Raw genomic sequence first — 19345 nt, forward strand, 5'->3', positions numbered from 1 at the left:
ACTCAAAGGCGAGTTCAAAGATTTGATCTGCTGCCTTGCACCGCCCGGCAGTTCTCTGTACAGACTCTAATCTTTTACTGATCCTTGTCCTTGTTTTTTTCATATACCTTGTTATTATAAAAATAAATACAAGTTCCGTCAAGAGATTCTTGATTGTTTTCTACGAATTCTTGATTATTTTTACCATTTAAAATTGATTTCCGTTATCTCTCAGCCATTTTCTATATTTTTTATAGTCCGGCATCCACGTCGCCACGACCTTCCAGAATGCAGCGGAATGATTCATTTCTCTACGATGTGCCAGCTCATGCACCACAACATAATCCAGAACTCCCGGCGGCATCAGCACCAGCTTCCAGTTGTAATTGAGATTCCCCACGCTGCTGCAGCTTCCCCACCTGGTCTTCTGCTCCCGGATGGAAATACGTCCATAGGTCACACCCATTTTCCGGGCATAGTATCCGGTCCTTGCACCTAATACTTCTCTTGCCAGATTCCGGTAATATTTCTTTTCTGCTTCCGGCATCTCTCTCTTTTCCTGCCGCTTCATTGCATTTTCCTTCTGAAGCTTTACCTTCTGTCGGATCCAGTTCTCTTTTTCCAGAAGGAACCGGTCAATCCGCTTTTTCTCACAGGAATAGGGTGCACGGACCGTCACCTTTCCTTCCCGGTCAACTTCGATTCCAATACTGCGCCTATCTGACCGGATCAGATGATATTCTATATCCACGACCGGATCACCTCCAGAAAGCGCTCTCCATATTTTTCAAACTTGAACTCTCCCACACCGGAAACTTTCAGCATAGCATTCTTATTTGTCGGTTTTTCGATACACATCTGCACAAGAGTCTTATCGGAAAATACAATATAAGGCGGAACTTTTTCTTCTCTTGCTATCTCTGCCCGCAGAACGCGCAGGATTTCAAAAGACTCTTCCTGCTCTTTATTCAGAACCAGTCCGGCCGTTTTCTTCACTTTTTTCTTCGGTGTTGTCTTCGCCTCTTTCTCCGGTTCTTTTGCCATCTTCATTGTAAATGTCTCCTGCCCTGCAATCAGTGCTTCCGACTTTTCAGTCAGCTTCACAATCATATAAGAATCCGGCGTGGTCTTCAGATATCCTTCTGCCAGAAGCTGGTTGAATATCTGCCTGAGCTTCCACGATGGCGTCTTAGAAAGTACCCCGTAAGCCGGACTGACACCCATGCCATACTGCCGGATCTTCGCATTATTTGCTCCATGCACCGTATCCAGAATCACATTAATTCCATAACGCTGATGACTTTCTTTTACACACATGGCAAGTATCCTTGCCTCTGCCGTCATATCCACGGTATCAAACTGCGTCTTACAGTTTGAACAGTTCCCACAGTAATTGCTTCCGTATTCCCCAAAATACCGCAGAATATAATCACGCAGACATTCCTTTGTAAAACAATAATAAGTCATCTTTTTCAAGCGCTCCTGATCCCGCTCCATCACGATCCGGCGCGTCAGTTCATCCAGTTCCTGATTGTCGCGGTTGTTCTCAATGAACATCTGGTTTGTGATCACATCCTGTCCACTATATAAAAGCAGGCACTCCCCCGGCTCACCGTCTCGGGCGCAGCGTCCCACTTCCTGATAATAGGACTCCAAATTCTTCGGCATATTGTAATGTACGACAAATCGGACATTGGATTTATCAATTCCCATCCCGAATGCATTCGTCGCCACCATGATCTGCTTCCGGTCATAAATGAAATCATCCTGATTATCACGCCGCTCCCGGTCTGTCAGTCCCGCATGATACCTGGTCACGGAAAACCCATCCATTTCCAGGAGTGCGCAATTTTCCTCCACCTGCTTTCTGGTCAGGCAGTAGACAATCCCGCATTGATCCGGATGCTCCTCAATAAATGCTTTGAGTGCGGCATATTTGTTCTTTGGGAACTGTACCGCAAGGAACAGATTCGGTCTGTCGTAACCTGTCATTACTACTTCCGGATCCTCCAGCATCAGGATATCGATCATATCCTCTCTTACTTCTTTCGTCGCTGTTGCAGTAAATGCACTCACAACCGGCCGCTTTGGAAGATACTCTACAAACTCTGTGATCTTTAAATAACTTGGTCGGAAATCCTGTCCCCACTGGGAAACACAGTGCGCTTCATCGACTGCGATCATAGAAATATCCACGCTCATAGCAAAATCCATAAACTCTGCAGTTTCCAGCCGCTCCGGTGCCACATAGATAATCTTATATCTTCCTTCTTTTGCAAAAGCAAGTGCCTTCCGGTACTGCCCCATAGTCAGGGAACTGTTCAGATAGGCTGCATGAACCCCTGCCTGATTGAGGGATGCCACCTGATCCTTCATAAGAGAAATAAGGGGAGATATCACAAGTGTAATACCTCCCATCATCAGCGCCGGAATCTGAAAACAGATGGACTTTCCGGCTCCCGTTGGCAGTATGCCGAGTACATCCCGACCGGACAGGATCGCATCGATCAGTTTCTCCTGTCCCGGTCGGAATCCGTCATAGCCAAAAAATTGCTTTAATACTTGAAATTTATCCAAGATATACTACCTCTTCTTCCGGTTTTTCTGCGGATTCCATCTCCAGCATATAAAGAACCGGCTGCTTTGGAACCATCGGACGGTACGCTTCGTACTCGAACTTGACGGTTACTTTTTTCCAGCTTCTCTGTGTAATCTGCGCTGCCCTTCCAAGATTACATGGATATCCATAGAAACGGATATCATCTGCGCAGCAGGTCATGATCTGTCTTCCCGGAATCAGCATATTTGCCGGCATTCCCTTCGGACGGAAAAGCTGTGCAAGGAAGGTGATCTTCTTGTGCTCGTAGCGCTCCGGATGCTCATATGCATCCACATACCAGGTACCAAAGTCCACATCATCAATGAAGATATGGTCTGCTTTCAGATCATATGGCAGATCCTCTTCTGTCTGCGGGATAATATTGCCATCCACGCCTTCAAAGATCAGCTGTGCCTGCGGGTTCTGGATCTTAAGGGCACGTCTGAACGCACTTCGGTCTGTATTTTCCCCACAACGGTTGATGATGATCAACTCAGATTCTGTAAGCTGGTTCATCAGCATATTCCGCATATTCTTCAGGTACATGTCCAGCGTCTCACCGCTAACCGTTGAGTACACACCCTGAATCTCCCAGTTGCGTGGAAAATCTTCATCCAGGATTTCCTGCAGATCCCAGGTTCCATTGTACTCAATGATCACCTGAACCGGATGATAGATCTTCTCACAGTTTTCAAAGAAAGTTTTATTTAACTTTTCTCTTTCTTCTATATTGAAGAGGAACAGTCCGTTCTCATCCAGATATTTTTCCGAGTACTCTTCCTCTCCCTCTTCACACTGCAAAAGCAATGTCGGACCTTCTTCGATCCATTCCTGCTTCATCAGTGTGTCCTTGATAAATGTTGTTTTTCCACTGTCCAGAAATCCTGTACAGATATATACCGGTGTTGTCATCGCCGCTTGCTCCTCCTAGATATGGAATAACTTAATCAGATCCTCTTCTTTGAGATCTGTTCCGATCACGCATACACGTCCTGTGTAATCAGCCTGTCCCTCACGGACTTCATATTCTTCCGGAACCATATCAAACTGCTTCCAGGAACCGTCTGCCATCTGGATAATTCCTTTGGAACGAAGTACGGTTCCGTAAGCATCTGTCTCAGATAATGCTTTCAGCAGGTAATCCAGTTCTTCTTCTGTATACTTATGAGCAGTCTCCTTGCCCCAGCTCGTAAATACTTCATCTGCATGATGATGTCCTTCGTGTCCGTGGTGATGGTCATGGCATCCGCAGGTGCAGTTCTCATCATGTTCGTGATGATGCTCATGCTCTTCGTGATCGTGATGATGGTCGTGATCATGATCATGACCGCAGCCACATTCGTCATCATGATGATGGTGATGTTCGTGGTCGTCATGCTCATGTGCATGTTCTTCCAAGATACCTTCGATCTCAGCGCCATGCTGCAGGGCATGCAAAACGGCATCTTTTCCAAGTTCTTCCCAAGGTGTGGAAATAATGGTTGCCTCTGCATTTTTCTCACGCAGCATATGCACGCACTCTTCTACCTTTTCATCTGTCATCATCTGGGTACGGCTGATAACGATCGTAGATGCATGCTCTACCTGGTTATTGAAGAATTCTCCGAAGTTCTTGAGATAGATCTTTGCTTTCTTACCGTCAACAACTGTGATTCTTCCGTCAATCTCAATATCTGCCTCATCTTTGACACCCTCGATTGCTTTTACAACATCAGAAAGCTTTCCAACTCCTGAAGGTTCGATGATGACACGATCCGGTGTATAATCTGCAAGTACTTTCTGAAGTGCTTTGCTAAAATCCCCCACCAGTGTACAGCAGATACATCCTGAGTTCATCTCTGTGATCTCAACGCCGGCATCTTTTAAGAATCCGCCATCAATACCGATCTCCCCAAATTCGTTCTCGATCAGGACCAGTCTTTCTCCCGGAAATACATCCTCGATCAGTTTCTTGATGAATGTTGTCTTTCCTGCTCCCAGGAAACCAGAAATAATATCAACTTTCGTCATTTTTCGTTCCTCTTTTCTTATTATTATAATTTCATAAATTAGCCTTTTCTAACTGCAAATTGTTTCCGAGCTATATCGTATCACATTTCTTTAAAAGATGCAAATAAATAGCTTGTTAATGCATTGTGATTAGTGTATAATAGTTTTATAAAATCTCGTACTTTTTTAGTACAAATTCATAAACAAAGGAGACTTGATAATATGGTTAATTTATTGACAGGCCCAAAAGGAAGCGGAAAAACCCAGCAAATGATCGAACGTGCTAACGAAGCTGTAAAGACATGTGAAGGAAACGTATTCTTCATCAAGAAGAGCCACAGAGATACATACAGCTTATCTTTCAACATCAGAGCGATCTGCATGGATGACTATGATGTAATCACCAATACCGATGAATATCTTGGATTTATTTACGGTATGTTAAGCGCAGACCATGATATCAAAGCAATCTTTATCGACGGTATTTTAAAACACGCCGACATCACACTTGAGAACATTCCTTCTTTCATCGAAACACTGAAAAAGATCTCCAAAGAAAATGATGTAGATTTTTATGTCAGCATCAGTGCAACGAATGAACAGCTTGGTAATGTAGATTTTGAAAATTGTACACTCCTTAACTAAGATAGACATTATCCAAAAGGAGGGATGAAGATTTTCTGTAAATCTTCATCCCTCCTTTTATGGTTTTCCAAATGTGACAGAGTACATTCTTTTTATGCTATGATACCAGGGTCAAAAGGTCAGAAAGCCGATGCAAGCTTGCTTGCAAGAGGATTTTTGCACTCTCGCAATCTGGTATCAAAGGGGCAAAATACCTTTTGACTCCAACATCATGCTATTTCAAAGACAAAACCGTATTTGCCTTATCCCCTTTTGCATACTCCAGTTTTACATCATCTCCAACATTGTACTTGATGATCTCAATAAAATCGACTACCGATACATCAAAAATCTCATCTGATCCTTCCAGCATAATGTAGTAATGAGAATCTCCATCTATAACGCCCTGGGCGATTTTCGTGATCTTTCCTTCGATCGTGCCGGTATCCATCTTCACTTCTTCTTTTTCCTTGATTCCATTGGTAAGAAGCAGATTATTGTAGGATTCTTCACATACACTTACCGTATCCCCGATCGCAACAACCTGGTACTTCTGGACATTGACCATTGCATACTTTTTCACAAGTCCTGCATCATCCTTAAGTGCCATAAAGTAAGTCGGCTCCCCGGAAATGTTAAGCAACAGCGGGAAAGTCGCCCGATACTTCAGGTTCTGTACCTGTCCTTCTGCCGATGCCATCGCAGAATCTTCGATCGCACCTGCCACCGGATAATACTTTGTCTCCATAGTTCTCTGGTTCATCAGAACAAATCCCACATTGGACTGGTCACTGTTTACAGAAGTTACTCCCGTGTACACCCATACATCATCATCAATCGCCAGATAATTATATCCGTTTGTTGTCTTCAGACAATCTTTCTGGCTGAGTACACTGTTAAAATACCCATGTTTTAACGTGCCATAATAATCATAAAGCTGTACCAGAAGATCTGCCGAATAGGCTCGGTCGATCCATTCCGGGACTTCATCGATCCTGTAGTCCTGCATTTCGCCGGTGATCGCATTGCAGAGCACCACATGTCCTACCGTTTCTCCTCCGAAAAGACCGATATTATACTTTTTGACCGGTGCTACCCAGTATGGAACACCATTATCATCAATTTCAAAACTAAGGTCTCCGTAAATATAAGTCGGATGCGCAAAACGAAGATGACGGTAAATATTTCTTCCAAAATGCTCGCTGGTCGAATACTTCATTCCCTGCTCCAGCTTTACCATCTCCGTTGTCTGACTTGCCATATCGATCCGGATATATGCAGGAAGTCCATCTTTCCGATTGGTAAACCATTTGATCAGATTCGCATATTTCAAAGGTGACACACGGACCGGACGATCCTTGTAGTTGATCTGACTGTAGATATCGTCCACCTCAAACTGGGATACCATATCTGACATGCTTCCCATCTTCCGGTCTCCTAAAAGCTGCGCAGACTCCTTATCCAGAAGCGGGATCTGGTCAAAGGAAAGCTCCTCGATATCTTTCGTGAATTCGCCCTCTTCTACCTTCAGAAGCTGTTGATATTTCTTCGCATTCACAATCGGTGAAGAAAGAATGGTTCCGGCCAGATAAATCACTAACAAAAGAATAAAAAGACGGACACACCATTTGAAACCTTTGGATTCTTTCATCTCCTTCAGATCAATCGCTCCGTATCGCAAGCCTTTTTTTCCTGCAAACACAAGACCGACCGCAAGCACCAGAACAAGCACAAAATACCACACTCCGGAAGAATGGATATTAAAAGCCGGCAGTGATACATAATACCAGATTCCTGCTGCCACTAAAAGCAGCAGAAAACTAATCGCTATATTTTTCTTTTTCATAAATTCTCCTTTTCATCGTTTTGCCTTACCGAAGCTGTCTTAGAATTTTCTACTCCAAAGTGACGGCGAGAACAGCATCAAGAACGGGAAGATCTCCAGTCGTCCGATCAGCATATCCACGCAGAACACAATCTTCGAGAAGTCTGAGAACTTCGCAAAATTTTCCACCGGTCCTACCAGATTCAGTCCCGGTCCTACATTATTAAGTGTAGTAAGCACTCCGGTAAATGAAGTAGTAAAATCAAAGTTATTGATCGAGATCAGAAGCACGGATACGATCAGGATTAGTATATACGCAATAAAGTATACATATACCCCCCGCATCGTCTCTTCTTTCATTTTTTTCCCATTTACTTTTACGATATTGACTGCTTTCGGATGGATCATAGTTTTCAGCTCCCGGCGGATGCTTTTTACCAGGATCAGAAGTCTTGATACTTTGATACCACCGCCTGTTGAACCGGCAGAAGCACCGATTACCATCACAAGAAGCAGAACACATTTGGAAAGCTCCGGCCACTTGTTGAAATCTGCCGTCACAAATCCAGTTGTCGTGATCACGGATGCCACCTGGAACGCCGCATAGCGGAATGCCTTTAAAAGAGAATGATAACCTCCGGCGATATTGCAGGTGATCACAACGGTTGCTCCTGCAATGATTCCCAGGTAAGCACGCAGCTCCTCATTCTTAAATACACTCTTAAATTCTTTCAAAAGCAGAAAGAAATACAGGTTAAAATTGATACCAAACAGGATCATAAATACGGTGATCACACCATCAATGTAGGCACTGTTGAAGTGTGCCACACTTGCATTGTAGCCGGAAAATCCTCCGGTACCGGCAGTACTGAATGCATGTGTCACTGCGTCAAACAGGTTCATCCCTCCTGCCAGAAGAAAAACTACCTCAATTGCAGTCAGTGCAAAATACATTCCATACAGGATCCTTGCGGTTCCTCTTGCCTTTGGAACCAGTTTATCTGCCTCTGGCCCCGGAACTTCCGCACGCATCAGATGCATGGAATTCTTCTCATCCAGAGAGGTAAGTACCATAACAAATACCAGCACTCCCATTCCACCAACCCAATGTGTCAGGGAACGCCAGAAAAGAATTCCTTTCGGAAGTCCTTCAATCTCAGTCAGGATCGTAGAACCTGTCGTCGTAAATCCGGATACTGTTTCAAAAAAAGCATCCACATAGCTTGGAATACTTTTGCTGAGTACAAATGGAAGTGCACCTGCAAGTGACCAGAAAATCCAGGCCGTTGCAACAATGATCAGACCTTCTTTGGCATAAATCGTCATGTTCTCCGGGCATTTTCTGCCAAACAGCAGATAAATTGCCGTCAGGATCGCAGCTGTAATCAGAAAATAAACCGATGTGTGCTCGCCATAAATAATTCCAACCATCATCGGAAGCAGCATCAGCAGTCCCTCTACTCCCATCATCTTACTGATGATATAGCGTATCATTTTCACATTCATTTCTTTTCACCCCTATTGCTCAGCCAGAATATCTGTGATATCCTTAACTTTCTTCTGGGTCGTAACGATTACAACACTGTCGCCCACCTGAATGGATTCATCCCCGTCCGGAATAATAATCTGCCGTTTTCTTCCGATACATGCGATCAGATTGTTCGGCTTCAGTTCCAGATCCTTAAACGGGATATCTGTATATTCTGTTTTTTCTTTGATAATAAATTCCAGTGCTTCTACTCTTCCGCCAACCAGCTGATACATAGATTCAACATTGACATTCTTGAGAGAATTCTGGCGTGCACGCACATAACTCATGATCGCATCTGCTGTTGCAGTCTTTGCTGATACAATCAGATCGATCCCAAGTTCCTCGACAAGCTGGGCACGTCCGTCTTCGTTGACCTTTGCCACGATCTTGTCCACACCTTTTGTCTTTGCAAAAAGTGCAAGGATAATATTCTCCTCATCCATACCGGTCAGGCTGACCAGGGCATCTGCCTGTTCAATTCCTTCTTCGATCAGAAGGTCATGGTCTGCGGCATTCCCACAGATGATCGTCGCTTTCGGAAGCTGGTCGCAGAGATCTTCGCATTTCTTCCAGTCCTGCTCAATGATCTTAACCTGCATACCAAGTCCTAAAAGCTGTTTTGCCAGATAATATCCGACTTTTCCCCCACCACAAACCAGAATATTCTTCGGCTCTTTCCGCTTTCCGATCAGATGGAAAAATTCTTCAATATATTTGTGGGATGCAACAATATGAAGCCGGTCTCCATCATGGATGACAAAATCACCATTCGGGATGATCACTTCCGTTCCACGTCTTACAGCACATACCAGAACTTTGATCTGGAACTTGCGGTAAAGCTCAGCAAGCGATACTCCGCCCAAATGGCTTCTTTCTTTGACAATGAATTCTACCATTTCGACTTTTCCCTTCATAAAAGTCTCTACCTTTGCAGTATCCGGAAGAAGGATCGATCTGGAAATCTCAAATGCAGCCGCAAGTTCCGGGTTGACAGCCATACTCAGTCTTAAGTCCTCTTTCAAAAGATCGATCTGCTGATAATAGATCGGATTCCTTACACGGGCGATCGTGTGCTTTGCCCCAAGTCTCTTTGCGAGTAGGCAGCTCAGCATATTCAGTTCGTCTGTCGATGCACATGCCACAACAAGATCAGCGCCCGGCACTCCTGCTTCTTTCTGCACTTTCGCATCTGCACCATCTCCGGTAATGCAGAGAATATCAAGCTGATTAAGTGCTTCTTTTAATTTTCCCTCATTTTGGTCAATCAAAACCACATCGTAATTTTCTTCGGATAACTGTATGGTCAGTTTATGACCAACCTTCCCGTCCCCAATAATTACAATTTTCATTTTTCTTTTCCTCTACTTTTTCTCTTAATACTAAACCTTTAATACTAAAATTGTATAAAATACCAATGGGACAGCCGAAGCTGCCACCATCATAATATGTATACCACTTTTAGTACGAAAGTACAATAGAAAAAACCGGGATTTCCTCCCGGCTTTTCCTTATTCTTATTCTTCAGCTGCACGCTTTTCAATTTCTTTTTCCTGTACATCTGCCGGAGCCTGTTCATAACGGGCAAATTCATACGAATAGCTTCCTCGTCCACCTGTCATAGAACGAAGTGTTGTGCAATATCCAAACATGCCTGTCATCGGTACATCCGCTTCAATTACCTGATATCCGCCTGACTGTGGATTCATTCCAAGAACACGGCCACGTCTCTTGTTCAGATCTCCCATAACGTCTCCGGTATAATCATCCGGAACGGTTACTTTCACAGATGCGATTGGCTCAAGAAGAACCGGTCCTGCTTCCATAAATCCTTTCTTAAATGCCTGGATCGTCGCAGTCTTAAATGCCATTTCAGAAGAATCTACCGGATGGTAAGATCCATCATACAGGGTTGCTTTCACGCCAACTACCGGATATCCGGCGAGAGGTCCTTTTAATACAGATTCCTGCAATCCTTTTTCAACCGCCGGGAAGTAGTTCTTCGGAACAGCACCTCCGACTACTTCTTCCTGGAATACATACGGTGTATCCAGATCTCCGGATGGTTCAAAACGCATCTTAACATGTCCATACTGTCCATGTCCTCCGGACTGTTTCTTATACTTGGTATCTACATCCGAGTTCTTGCGGATCGTCTCACGGAACGCAACTTTTGGTGTCTCCAGTCTGATTCCGACTTTGTAACGCTCTGCCAGCTTGCTTGCTGTCACTTCCAGATGCTGGTCACCCATTCCATAAATCAGTGACTGGCGGTTCTCACTGTCATTTACCACTTTCAGTGTCACATCCTCTGCCATCATCTTCGCAAGAGCCTGTGATACCTTGTCCTCATCACCTTTGTTATTCACTACATACTTCATATATGTATACGGTTTGGAGTATTCGGTTCTTCCATAAGATACCGGTGTATTTTTTGTTGAAAGGGTATCCCCTGTCTTTGTACTTGTCAGTTTTGCAATCGCTCCGATATCACCTGCAAACAGTTCCTGAACTTCTACCGGTTTGTTGCCGGATAAGGTGTATATCTTGCCGATCTTTGCTTCTGCATCTGACTCCGGATTGTAAAGGACATCATCCCCCTTTAATACACCGGAACATACTTTTACGAAAGAATATTTTCCGATAAACGGATCTACCATGGTCTTGAATACATATGCGGTCTTTGCGGCTGCAAAATCATGATGTGCTTCAAAGATCTCATTGGTCTTACGGTTGATACCTACGCATTCACGGTATTCCGGACTTGGGAAAAATCTTACGATATCAGACAGTAAGTTTGCAACACCCTGTGCCTGAACATTGGATCCCATTGCTACCGGAACGATATCTCCGTCCATAACTTCTGTTCTCATGGCAGAACGGATCTCTTCAACCGAGAATTCATCTCCCTCAAAATAACGTTCCATAAATGCTTCACTGGTCTCTGCCACTGCTTCAAGAAGCTTCTCTCTGTAAATCTGCAGGTTCGGCAGACAGTAATCCGGAATCTCACACTCTTCTCTCTGTCCAAGTCCGGTGTATCTTCTACCTGCATTCTTGATAACATTGACATAACCTACTAATTTCTCGTTCTCACGGATCGGTTGGAAATGTGGTGCGATCACTTTACCGTATCTTGCGGTCAGATCTTCAACAACCTGACGGAAGCTGGCATCATCCACATCCATCTCAGTAACATAGATCATACGCGGAAGATTATACTTATCACAGAGTTCCCATGCTTTCTCGGTTCCTACCTGCACACCGGCTTTTCCGGAAACAACGATAACAGCTGCATCGGCTGCGCTGACTGCTTCTTCCACTTCTCCGACAAAATCAAAATATCCAGGTGTATCAAGGATATTAATCTTTGCTTTTTCCCATTCAATCGGAATCAGACTTGTGCTAAGTGAGAATTTACGTTTCTGTTCTTCTTTATCAAAATCACTGATCGTATTACCGTTCTCAACAGATCCCATACGATTTGTTGCTCCAGATACATAAGCCATCGCTTCTGCCAGACTGGTCTTTCCGCTTCCCCCATGTCCTAAAAGGACCACGTTTCTAATTTCATCCGTTCTGTAAACCTTCATGCTTGCTGCCTCCTTGCTAAAGTTTCTCATGGATATATTGTACTAAACTTTCTATAAAAACACAACTATTTTATAGAATTTCAACAAAAACTTTCACTTTTACACTTTAAAGTATTGCTTTATTGACAGATAGCCTGTTTTCCTATATTATGAAAGGTAGACTATCACGAAAGGACGAAAGATTATGAAACAGAAAAAAATCGGATTTATCGGACTCGGACTCATTGGGGGCTCTATTGCAAAGGCGATCCGGCGATATTATCCGGATTATGAGATTGTCGCTTTCGACAAGAATAGAGAAACTCTGGCACTTGCCACACAAGAATCCATCATCAATGTGGCCTGTACCTCAATCGATGATAATTTCCGAGGCTGCAACTACATCTTCTTATGTGCCCCGGTTGCTTTCAATACTGCATATTTAAAGCAGATGATGCCTTACCTGCATGATGATATGATCCTGACTGACGTCGGAAGTGTCAAGACTCCGATCCATGACGAGATCATCCGGCTGGGACTGGAGGATTACTTTATCGGAGGACACCCGATGGCCGGTTCCGAAAAGAGTGGTTTTGCCAATTCCAAACCAATCCTGATCGAGAACGCTTACTTTGTTCTCACCCCTTCCGCCAAAGTAGCGAAAAAAAAGGTTGATGCATACGCATCCTTCGTAGAATCCTTGCGTGCACTTCCGATCGTACTGGATTATCATGAACACGACATCGTCACCGGCACGATCAGCCACTTGCCACATATCATTGCCGCAAGTCTGGTCAACTTTGTCAGAGACACCGACACCAAGGATGAGCTGATGAAAACCCTCGCCGCCGGCGGCTTTAAGGACATTACGCGAATCGCCTCTTCCTCACCGACCATGTGGGAACATATCTGTGCACAGAATCAGAGTAATATTTCCCAGATCCTTGGAAATTATATCGAAACATTAAATGAAGCGAAAAAACTGGTTGATTCCGGAGACTCCCAGGGAATCTACAATATGTTCGACCATTCCCGGAACTACCGCAATTCCATGCCAAATGGTTCTGCCGGCCCAATCAAGCGTGCATTCGAGATCTACTGTGACATCCCGGATGAAGCCGGTGTGATCGCCACCATTGCGACCATCCTCGCTTCTAATGCACTCAGCATTAAGAACATCGGAATTGTTCATAACCGTGAATTTGAAGAAGGCGTACTCCGCATCGAATTCTATGACAGCATCTCCTGTGAGAAGGCAGTAGCACTTTTGCAGAAGCATCGTTATATTGTTTATGAGCGTTAATAATTAAATGATGATACCAGGGTCAAAAGGTCAGAAAGCCGATGCAAGCTTGCTTGCAAGAGGACTTTTGACACTCACATCATTAAATGCAAGACAGTCCAAAAAATCTTTTCAGAACTTTGTGTAAATTGGTCACAATGCTTGAAAATAGAATTTTACGAATGAGAGGTTACTATATTATGCAAATCCAACCTGTTAAACAGCTTCGCGGGGAAGTATCTGTTCCCGGCGATAAATCCATCTCCCACCGTTCTATTATGTTCGGTGCACTGGCAAAAGGAACTACTGAGATCACACATTTTCTTCACGGTGCCGACTGCCTCTCTACCATCGGCTGCTTTCGTGCCATGGGAATCAATATCGAAGACACACCTGACCGTATCCTGGTTCACGGCAAAGGCCTTCACGGACTTTCCGAACCTTCTTCTTTTTTAGATGTGGGGAACAGCGGAACCACCACAAGACTGATTTCCGGTATTCTTTCCGGTCAGCCGTTTGCCACCACTCTTTCCGGCGATGCTTCTCTGAACTCCCGCCCGATGAAGAGGATCATGGAGCCTCTTGGAATGATGGGCGCTGATATTTTAAGCCAGAATGGGAACGGGTGCGCACCACTTCTGATCAACAGCCATCTTTCTGCCGGTCAGAATCCATCCCTGCACGCAATCCACTATCACTCAAAAGTAGCTTCTGCTCAGGTTAAATCTTCCGTACTCCTGGCAGGACTTTATGCAGACGGATTAACCCTGGTTACAGAACCTGTACTTTCCCGTAATCATACAGAACTGATGCTGAATGGCTTCGGTGCCAACGTACAGACAGAAGTACATTCTGATGGCAGTGCAACTGCATCTATTCTCCCATGTGAGGAATTATACGGACAGAAGATCCTGGTTCCCGGAGATATTTCTTCTGCTGCTTACTTCATCGCTGCTGCCCTTCTGGTTCCAGGTTCTGAACTTCTGATAAAGAATGTAGGTACCAACCCGACCCGTGCCGGAATCCTTAAAGTATGCAGGGCAATGGGGGCAGACATTACCTATCTAAATGAAAATCGTGACAGTGGTGAACCAACTGCCGATCTTCTTGTACGTACAAGCACTCTTCACGGAACCACCGTAGAAGGTGCAATCATCCCTACACTGATCGATGAGATTCCGATGATTGCAGTGATGGCTGCTTTCGCCGAGGGAACTACGATCATCAGGGATGCTGCCGAATTGAAGGTCAAAGAGACTGAGCGTATCAAAACAACTACAGAAGGACTTCTTGCCATGGGCGTTGATGTAACACCAACCGACGACGGCATGATCATCCGTGGCGGTAATCCGGTTCATGGAGGACAGATCAACAGTTATCTGGATCACCGGATCGCAATGGCCTTTTCCATCGCAGCCCTTGCCGCTGAGGGAAATACTGAAATCCAGAATGGTCAGTGTGTAGATGTATCTTATCCTTCATTTTTTACGGAACTTCATTCCCTTTCCCTGTAATTTCACGCAAAAATATAAGAAAGAATGTGCCTCGGCACATTCTTGCGCCGAGTGCGTTGCTGAGCGCCAGTGGCGCTCGTTAAGCAACGACCGAAGGGGAGCGTAGACCGCTTGCGACATTCTTCATCTTCGTGCGAGTGCGCATCTCCGGCACGCAGGGCCTTTTGTTTCATAGGAAGTTCCTTCGGAATCTCCTATGAAACAAAAAAAGAAAGCCGCACACTACATAAGTAGTGTACAGCTTTCTTTTTTATGCGCCCTGTCACTGTTTCTCTAATCCGTGAATCCAGTCTGTCTTAAGAAACAGAATCAAAAATATCACCGAACTGATAAACCAGGTAAGTGGATATGCCCAGTAGATTACATTGATCACCGGAATAATCCTGATAACAATACTAATATAGGTTACCCGGACTCCGCACCATACAATCATCATAACAAACATCGGAACAATACTTCTTCCCGCCCCTCTCTGAATTGCTGCCATACAATGCGAGAACGCAAGCAGACAATAGAAAAGAGCGATCGTATGTGCCTCTGCAATTCCATATTCAATTGCTTTTTGATCTCCTCCAAACGCAGCGATCAGGTATGGTGAAAAGAAAAAAACTGCTATTCCGATCACTTCTGCTATCCCGATTCCACAAATGGTTCCAAACAATGCCCCTTTTTTTGCCCGGTCATACTCTTTTGCTCCCAGATTCTGTCCAATAAACGTCGTGAGTGCCTGTGAGAAGCAGGTAACCGGAATAAATCCAAATCCTTCAATTTTGGAATATGACCCACATCCGGCCATTGCCAGAGCCCCAAACTGATTAATATTCGACTGTACAAATACATTTGCAACCGCAATAATGGAATTCTGGATTCCTGCCGGTATTCCGTTTACCACGATCAGCCGCAGCATATTCCCATTCATCCGAAGTTCACGAAAAGATAACCGGAACGCCTCTGGTTCCCTACGCAGTTTTCTGATACACAGAACCGCACTTAATATCTGTGAAACAATCGTTGCAAAAGCTGCTGCACCTACACCAAATCCTAAGCCTCCGATCAGCACCAGATCCAGAATCACATTCAGACACGCTGAAATGATCAAATAGATGACCGGACTCTTACTGTCACCAAGTGACTGCAAAATCCCCATTCCAAAGTTATAAATTACAAATCCAAGTGAACCTGCAAAATACACCCTGAAATAAACCAGTGATTTCGGCAGTACCTCTTCCGGCGTACCAATCAGTTTTAAAATCTGCGGTGCAAGGATCAACGCGGCAACCGTAAGAAAAATTCCACATACGCCACCAAATGCCAGTGCCGTATGGATTGCTTTTTTCAGCTTTTCATATTCTCCGGCTCCAAAATACCTCGCAATGACAACACCGGCTCCCACGCCAATTCCCCCAAAAAATCCTACCATCAGGAATATCAGATTCCCTGATGAGCTGACAGCTGCAAGTGCATTATTCCCAAGAAAATTTCCCACGATCAGCGAATCCGCCACATTATACAACTGCTGGAATAAATTCCCCCATAGAAGCGGAATCGCAAACATAATAATCTTTTTCGGAATAGATCCCGTTGTCAGTAGATTAGCGTTTGATGTTTCCCCCATAATTAACCTTGTCCTCCTATAATATTTTAAGTCTATTATACTCCTGATACGGTTAATTCACCAGCAAATATATCGGAAGCAATATTTGATTCTTTTTTAATAAATCATGAATCTATTTTTTCATCAATTATTATAACCTTTTTAAATTATCCTTCAATGTATATTGCATTTTCCATCCTCTTCCATTAAACTATTATGATATATACTATAAATTTTTTGGGGGAATTTTCTATGCAAAATTATCTTGAATTTATCGGAAACGAACTGAAAGCTTTAACTTCTATTCCAAGCCCATCCGGTTATACCAAAGATGTGGCTGCATACCTGATGAAGACTTTATCAGATATGGGATATGAACCACAGCTTTCTAACAAAGGCAACGTATTCGTAACGATCGGCGGAGAGGGGAATCCGCTGGTACTTGCAGCACACGTTGATACCCTCGGTGCCATGGTGCGTTCTGTCAAAGCAAATGGAAGACTGCGTCCGACTACTCTCGGTGGACACCAGTGGAGTACCGCTGATGGGGAAAACTGCACGATCCACACACGCGACGGACGCGTTTATACCGGTGTAGTACTAAATACTGAACCTTCTGTTCATGTTGCAGATTCTGCTGTTGAGACAAAAGAAGAAAATATGGAAATCCTTCTGGACGAAAATGTGGACACTAAAGAAGGAACTCTTTCACTTGGCGTACAGCCTGGAGATATCATCGCCATGGACCCGCGTACCCAGATCACACCGAGCGGTTATATCAAAAGCCGTTTCTTAGATGACAAGCTTTCTGCCGCCATCCTTCTCGGTCTGGCAAAATGCGTAAAAGATGAATCTATTGCTCTTTCCCGCAAAGTTTCTCTCCTTTTCACTGTATATGAAGAAGTCGGACACGGCGGAAGTTTTGTTGCCGAAGATACAACAGAGATGATTTCTGTTGACATGGGCTGCGTCGGATCCGATCTCGGATGTACCGAACGCATGGTATCTATTTGCGCAAAAGATTCCGGCGGTCCTTACAACTACGACGTAACATCCGCTCTTGCCGAAACTGCAAAAGAAGAAGGATTGGATTATGCGATCGATGTGTATCCGCATTACGGTTCTGATGTAGAGGCAACTCTTCGGGCAGGATATGATATCCGTCATGGTCTGATTGGCCCTGGGGTGTATGCATCACATAACTATGAAAGATCCCATATGGATGGGGTAAAGAATACGCTTTTGTTGTTGAAGAAGTATATTCAAAAATAAAAAGTATAAATAGCTAACGGTCAAAAATAAAACATCTGCGATATGCATACCGCAGATGTTTTATTTTTTCAATATTAGTCATATTTTTCTTAAGTCCGGTAAATGCAAGTGCCTCTTCTACCAGTTCTTTTCTCTTTTTCTTATCTTGTCATGATCTGGATGATCGTTTTATCCGTCTCACGCATTCCCTTCTTTGCAAGCTCTCCGATATTACGGATCGTGTTTTCTACACCTTTTTCTACAAGTCCGTCTCCGCCATAGAACTGCTTTCCATTTTTCTGCATCTGAAGTCCCAGAAGCCCTGCTTCTACAGCTGATGCGATTTTTGCCGCGCAGCTTGCCTTCGCTCCATCACACACAACACCTGAGTTAATGGCAACTGCATTTACAATTACATGAGAAATCTCATATGCATGTCCGCCATACAGATAACAGATTCCGGCACCTGCACCACATCCTGCACTGATCGCGCCGCAATATGCAGACAGTCTTCCGATTCCTGTCTTCATATGGATTGTGATCAGATTTGACACAACCAGCGCGCGGAGCATCATCTCTTTTGAGACATTCAGCTCTTTTGCATAGACGATCACCGGAAGAGAAGTTGTCATTCCCTGGTTACCGCTTCCCGAATTGATGACAACCGGAAGTTCACATCCGTTCATTCTTGCATCCGATCCGGCCGCTGCCATCGCTTTCGCACGGTTATGTACACTGTTTCCATATGCTTCCATCAAAGTCTTTCCAATGGCAGCCCCCCAGTTTCCTGTCATGCCTTCTTCGGCAATTGCCCAGTTATAATCAATCTGTCTCTGCAGAACTTCCTCTACGTCTGCAACGTCTACGCAGTCTGCGAATTCAATGATCTTCTCCACAGTCAGAAGAGAACGGTCCGTCGCACAGCTGGATCCCTGCTCTTCATATGCTTTTTCTCTGATGATCTCATCATCTTTCTTTACACAGATCACATTGGTGTGAAAACCTGCGATCTCTACGTATCCGCTGTGTCCGCCTGCACATGCCTTGATCTGGATGTCGAAAATATATTCTTTATCGGATTCCCGGATTGTCATCGGCATAGTATCCAGCATCTTTTTCATTTCTACTTTCTGTTCCCCTGTGATCTCTTCCAGAATTTCCAGTTCTTTTTCCGGACATCCGGCTACAATCCCTGCACAGACTGCTGCACCGATTCCGCGAAGTCCTCCTGTGCACGGTACAACGACACTTTTTACATTCTTAATAATATTTGCACTGACATTTACTTCTACAGATTCCGGTTTTTCCCCAAGAGCCTGAACTGCAACTGCTGCCGCGTAAGCTACTGCAATCGGCTCTGTACATCCCATCGCTGGAAGCAGCTCTTCCTTTAAAATTTCCACATATTCATTGTATATTTTTTGTTCCATCTTTTCTCTCCTCTGTCAGATGACACCCCATTCATCTTTTTATGGTTCCCTGTTTATTTTATAGTATTCCTGCCTTTCCCACAAGCTTTTCTCTCTATTTTTTCAGGTTTTACATAATTACCATGATTACATTCCAAAAATATTCTTTTATTTTTATT

At 44.2% G+C, this 19345-nt stretch carries 14 protein-coding genes and 1 other annotated feature (1 of these 15 running past the window's edge); of the genes, 4 read left to right on the plus strand and 10 right to left on the minus strand.

Going from position 1 to position 19345, the window contains the following annotated elements:
• Positions 1–100: a binding site (T-box leader), on the minus strand; it reaches 138 nt to the left of the window's first position.
• 87 nt (positions 101–187) lie between these two features.
• Genes PG840_RS06215 through PG840_RS06230 form a run of 4 tightly spaced genes read right to left on the minus strand, consistent with a single transcriptional unit; the run spans position 188 to position 4588 of the window.
• Entirely contained in the window at positions 188–730 is a 543-nt protein-coding gene (locus PG840_RS06215; protein ID WP_008369795.1) for a M48 family metallopeptidase, read from the minus strand.
• Positions 721–2556 carry a DNA helicase RecQ gene (recQ, locus tag PG840_RS06220; RefSeq protein ID WP_195250826.1) on the minus strand — a complete coding sequence of 612 codons (1836 nt, stop codon included), beginning with the start codon at positions 2554–2556 and terminating at the stop codon, positions 721–723. The genes PG840_RS06215 and recQ overlap by 10 nt, the downstream gene beginning before the upstream one ends.
• Positions 2549–3490 carry a TIGR03943 family putative permease subunit gene (locus PG840_RS06225; RefSeq protein ID WP_008369798.1) on the minus strand — a complete coding sequence of 314 codons (942 nt, stop codon included), beginning with the start codon at positions 3488–3490 and terminating at the stop codon, positions 2549–2551. The genes recQ and PG840_RS06225 overlap by 8 nt, the downstream gene beginning before the upstream one ends.
• A 15-nt stretch (positions 3491–3505) precedes the next feature.
• Positions 3506–4588, minus strand: coding sequence for a CobW family GTP-binding protein (locus PG840_RS06230; protein ID WP_270202804.1), 1083 nt, complete (start codon positions 4586–4588; stop codon positions 3506–3508).
• A 201-nt stretch (positions 4589–4789) separates the two neighbouring features.
• On the opposite strand from PG840_RS06230, the gene PG840_RS06235 reads away from it, so the two are divergent.
• Positions 4790–5212, plus strand: a complete 423-nt coding sequence (locus PG840_RS06235) for a DsrE family protein (RefSeq protein WP_117555837.1) — start codon at positions 4790–4792, stop codon at positions 5210–5212.
• Positions 5213–5426: 214 nt separating this feature from the next.
• Here PG840_RS06235 and PG840_RS06240 read toward each other — a convergent pair whose 3' ends face one another.
• From PG840_RS06240 to PG840_RS06255, 4 genes are all read right to left on the minus strand, one after another.
• On the minus strand, positions 5427–7037 hold the full coding sequence (locus PG840_RS06240) for a CvpA family protein (RefSeq protein WP_195479491.1): 1611 nt from the start codon (positions 7035–7037) through the stop codon (positions 5427–5429).
• A 39-nt stretch (positions 7038–7076) separates the two neighbouring features.
• Positions 7077–8522 (minus strand): TrkH family potassium uptake protein, encoded by a 1446-nt coding sequence (locus tag PG840_RS06245; RefSeq protein ID WP_270205363.1) that lies wholly within the window; start codon positions 8520–8522, stop codon positions 7077–7079.
• Between the two features lie 12 nt (positions 8523–8534).
• Positions 8535–9896, minus strand: coding sequence for a Trk system potassium transporter TrkA (gene trkA / locus PG840_RS06250; RefSeq protein WP_270205362.1), 1362 nt, complete (start codon positions 9894–9896; stop codon positions 8535–8537).
• A gap of 165 nt (positions 9897–10061) precedes the next feature.
• Positions 10062–12137, minus strand: a complete 2076-nt coding sequence (locus PG840_RS06255; protein ID WP_022220725.1) for an elongation factor G — start codon at positions 12135–12137, stop codon at positions 10062–10064.
• Positions 12138–12321: 184 nt separating this feature from the next.
• Between PG840_RS06255 and PG840_RS06260 the strand changes: the two genes are divergently transcribed.
• Positions 12322–13419, plus strand: a complete 1098-nt coding sequence (locus PG840_RS06260) for a prephenate dehydrogenase (RefSeq protein WP_270205361.1) — start codon at positions 12322–12324, stop codon at positions 13417–13419.
• A gap of 179 nt (positions 13420–13598) precedes the next feature.
• Positions 13599–14912 carry a 3-phosphoshikimate 1-carboxyvinyltransferase gene (gene aroA / locus PG840_RS06265; RefSeq protein WP_270613430.1) on the plus strand — a complete coding sequence of 438 codons (1314 nt, stop codon included), beginning with the start codon at positions 13599–13601 and terminating at the stop codon, positions 14910–14912.
• Positions 14913–15174: 262 nt separating this feature from the next.
• Here aroA and PG840_RS06270 read toward each other — a convergent pair whose 3' ends face one another.
• Positions 15175–16527, minus strand: a complete 1353-nt coding sequence (locus PG840_RS06270) for an MATE family efflux transporter (protein ID WP_117822904.1) — start codon at positions 16525–16527, stop codon at positions 15175–15177.
• 231 nt (positions 16528–16758) lie between these two features.
• On the opposite strand from PG840_RS06270, the gene PG840_RS06275 reads away from it, so the two are divergent.
• Entirely contained in the window at positions 16759–17778 is a 1020-nt protein-coding gene (locus tag PG840_RS06275) for a M42 family metallopeptidase (RefSeq protein ID WP_117555825.1), read from the plus strand.
• Between the two features lie 140 nt (positions 17779–17918).
• Here PG840_RS06275 and PG840_RS06280 read toward each other — a convergent pair whose 3' ends face one another.
• Positions 17919–19187 (minus strand): L-cysteine desulfidase family protein, encoded by a 1269-nt coding sequence (locus tag PG840_RS06280; protein ID WP_117822902.1) that lies wholly within the window; start codon positions 19185–19187, stop codon positions 17919–17921.
• Positions 19188–19345: the final 158 nt, after the last annotated feature.

This window comes from Coprococcus sp. AM97-35, assembly GCF_027697525.1.
GTDB lineage: Bacteria > Bacillota > Clostridia > Lachnospirales > Lachnospiraceae > Allocoprococcus > Allocoprococcus comes.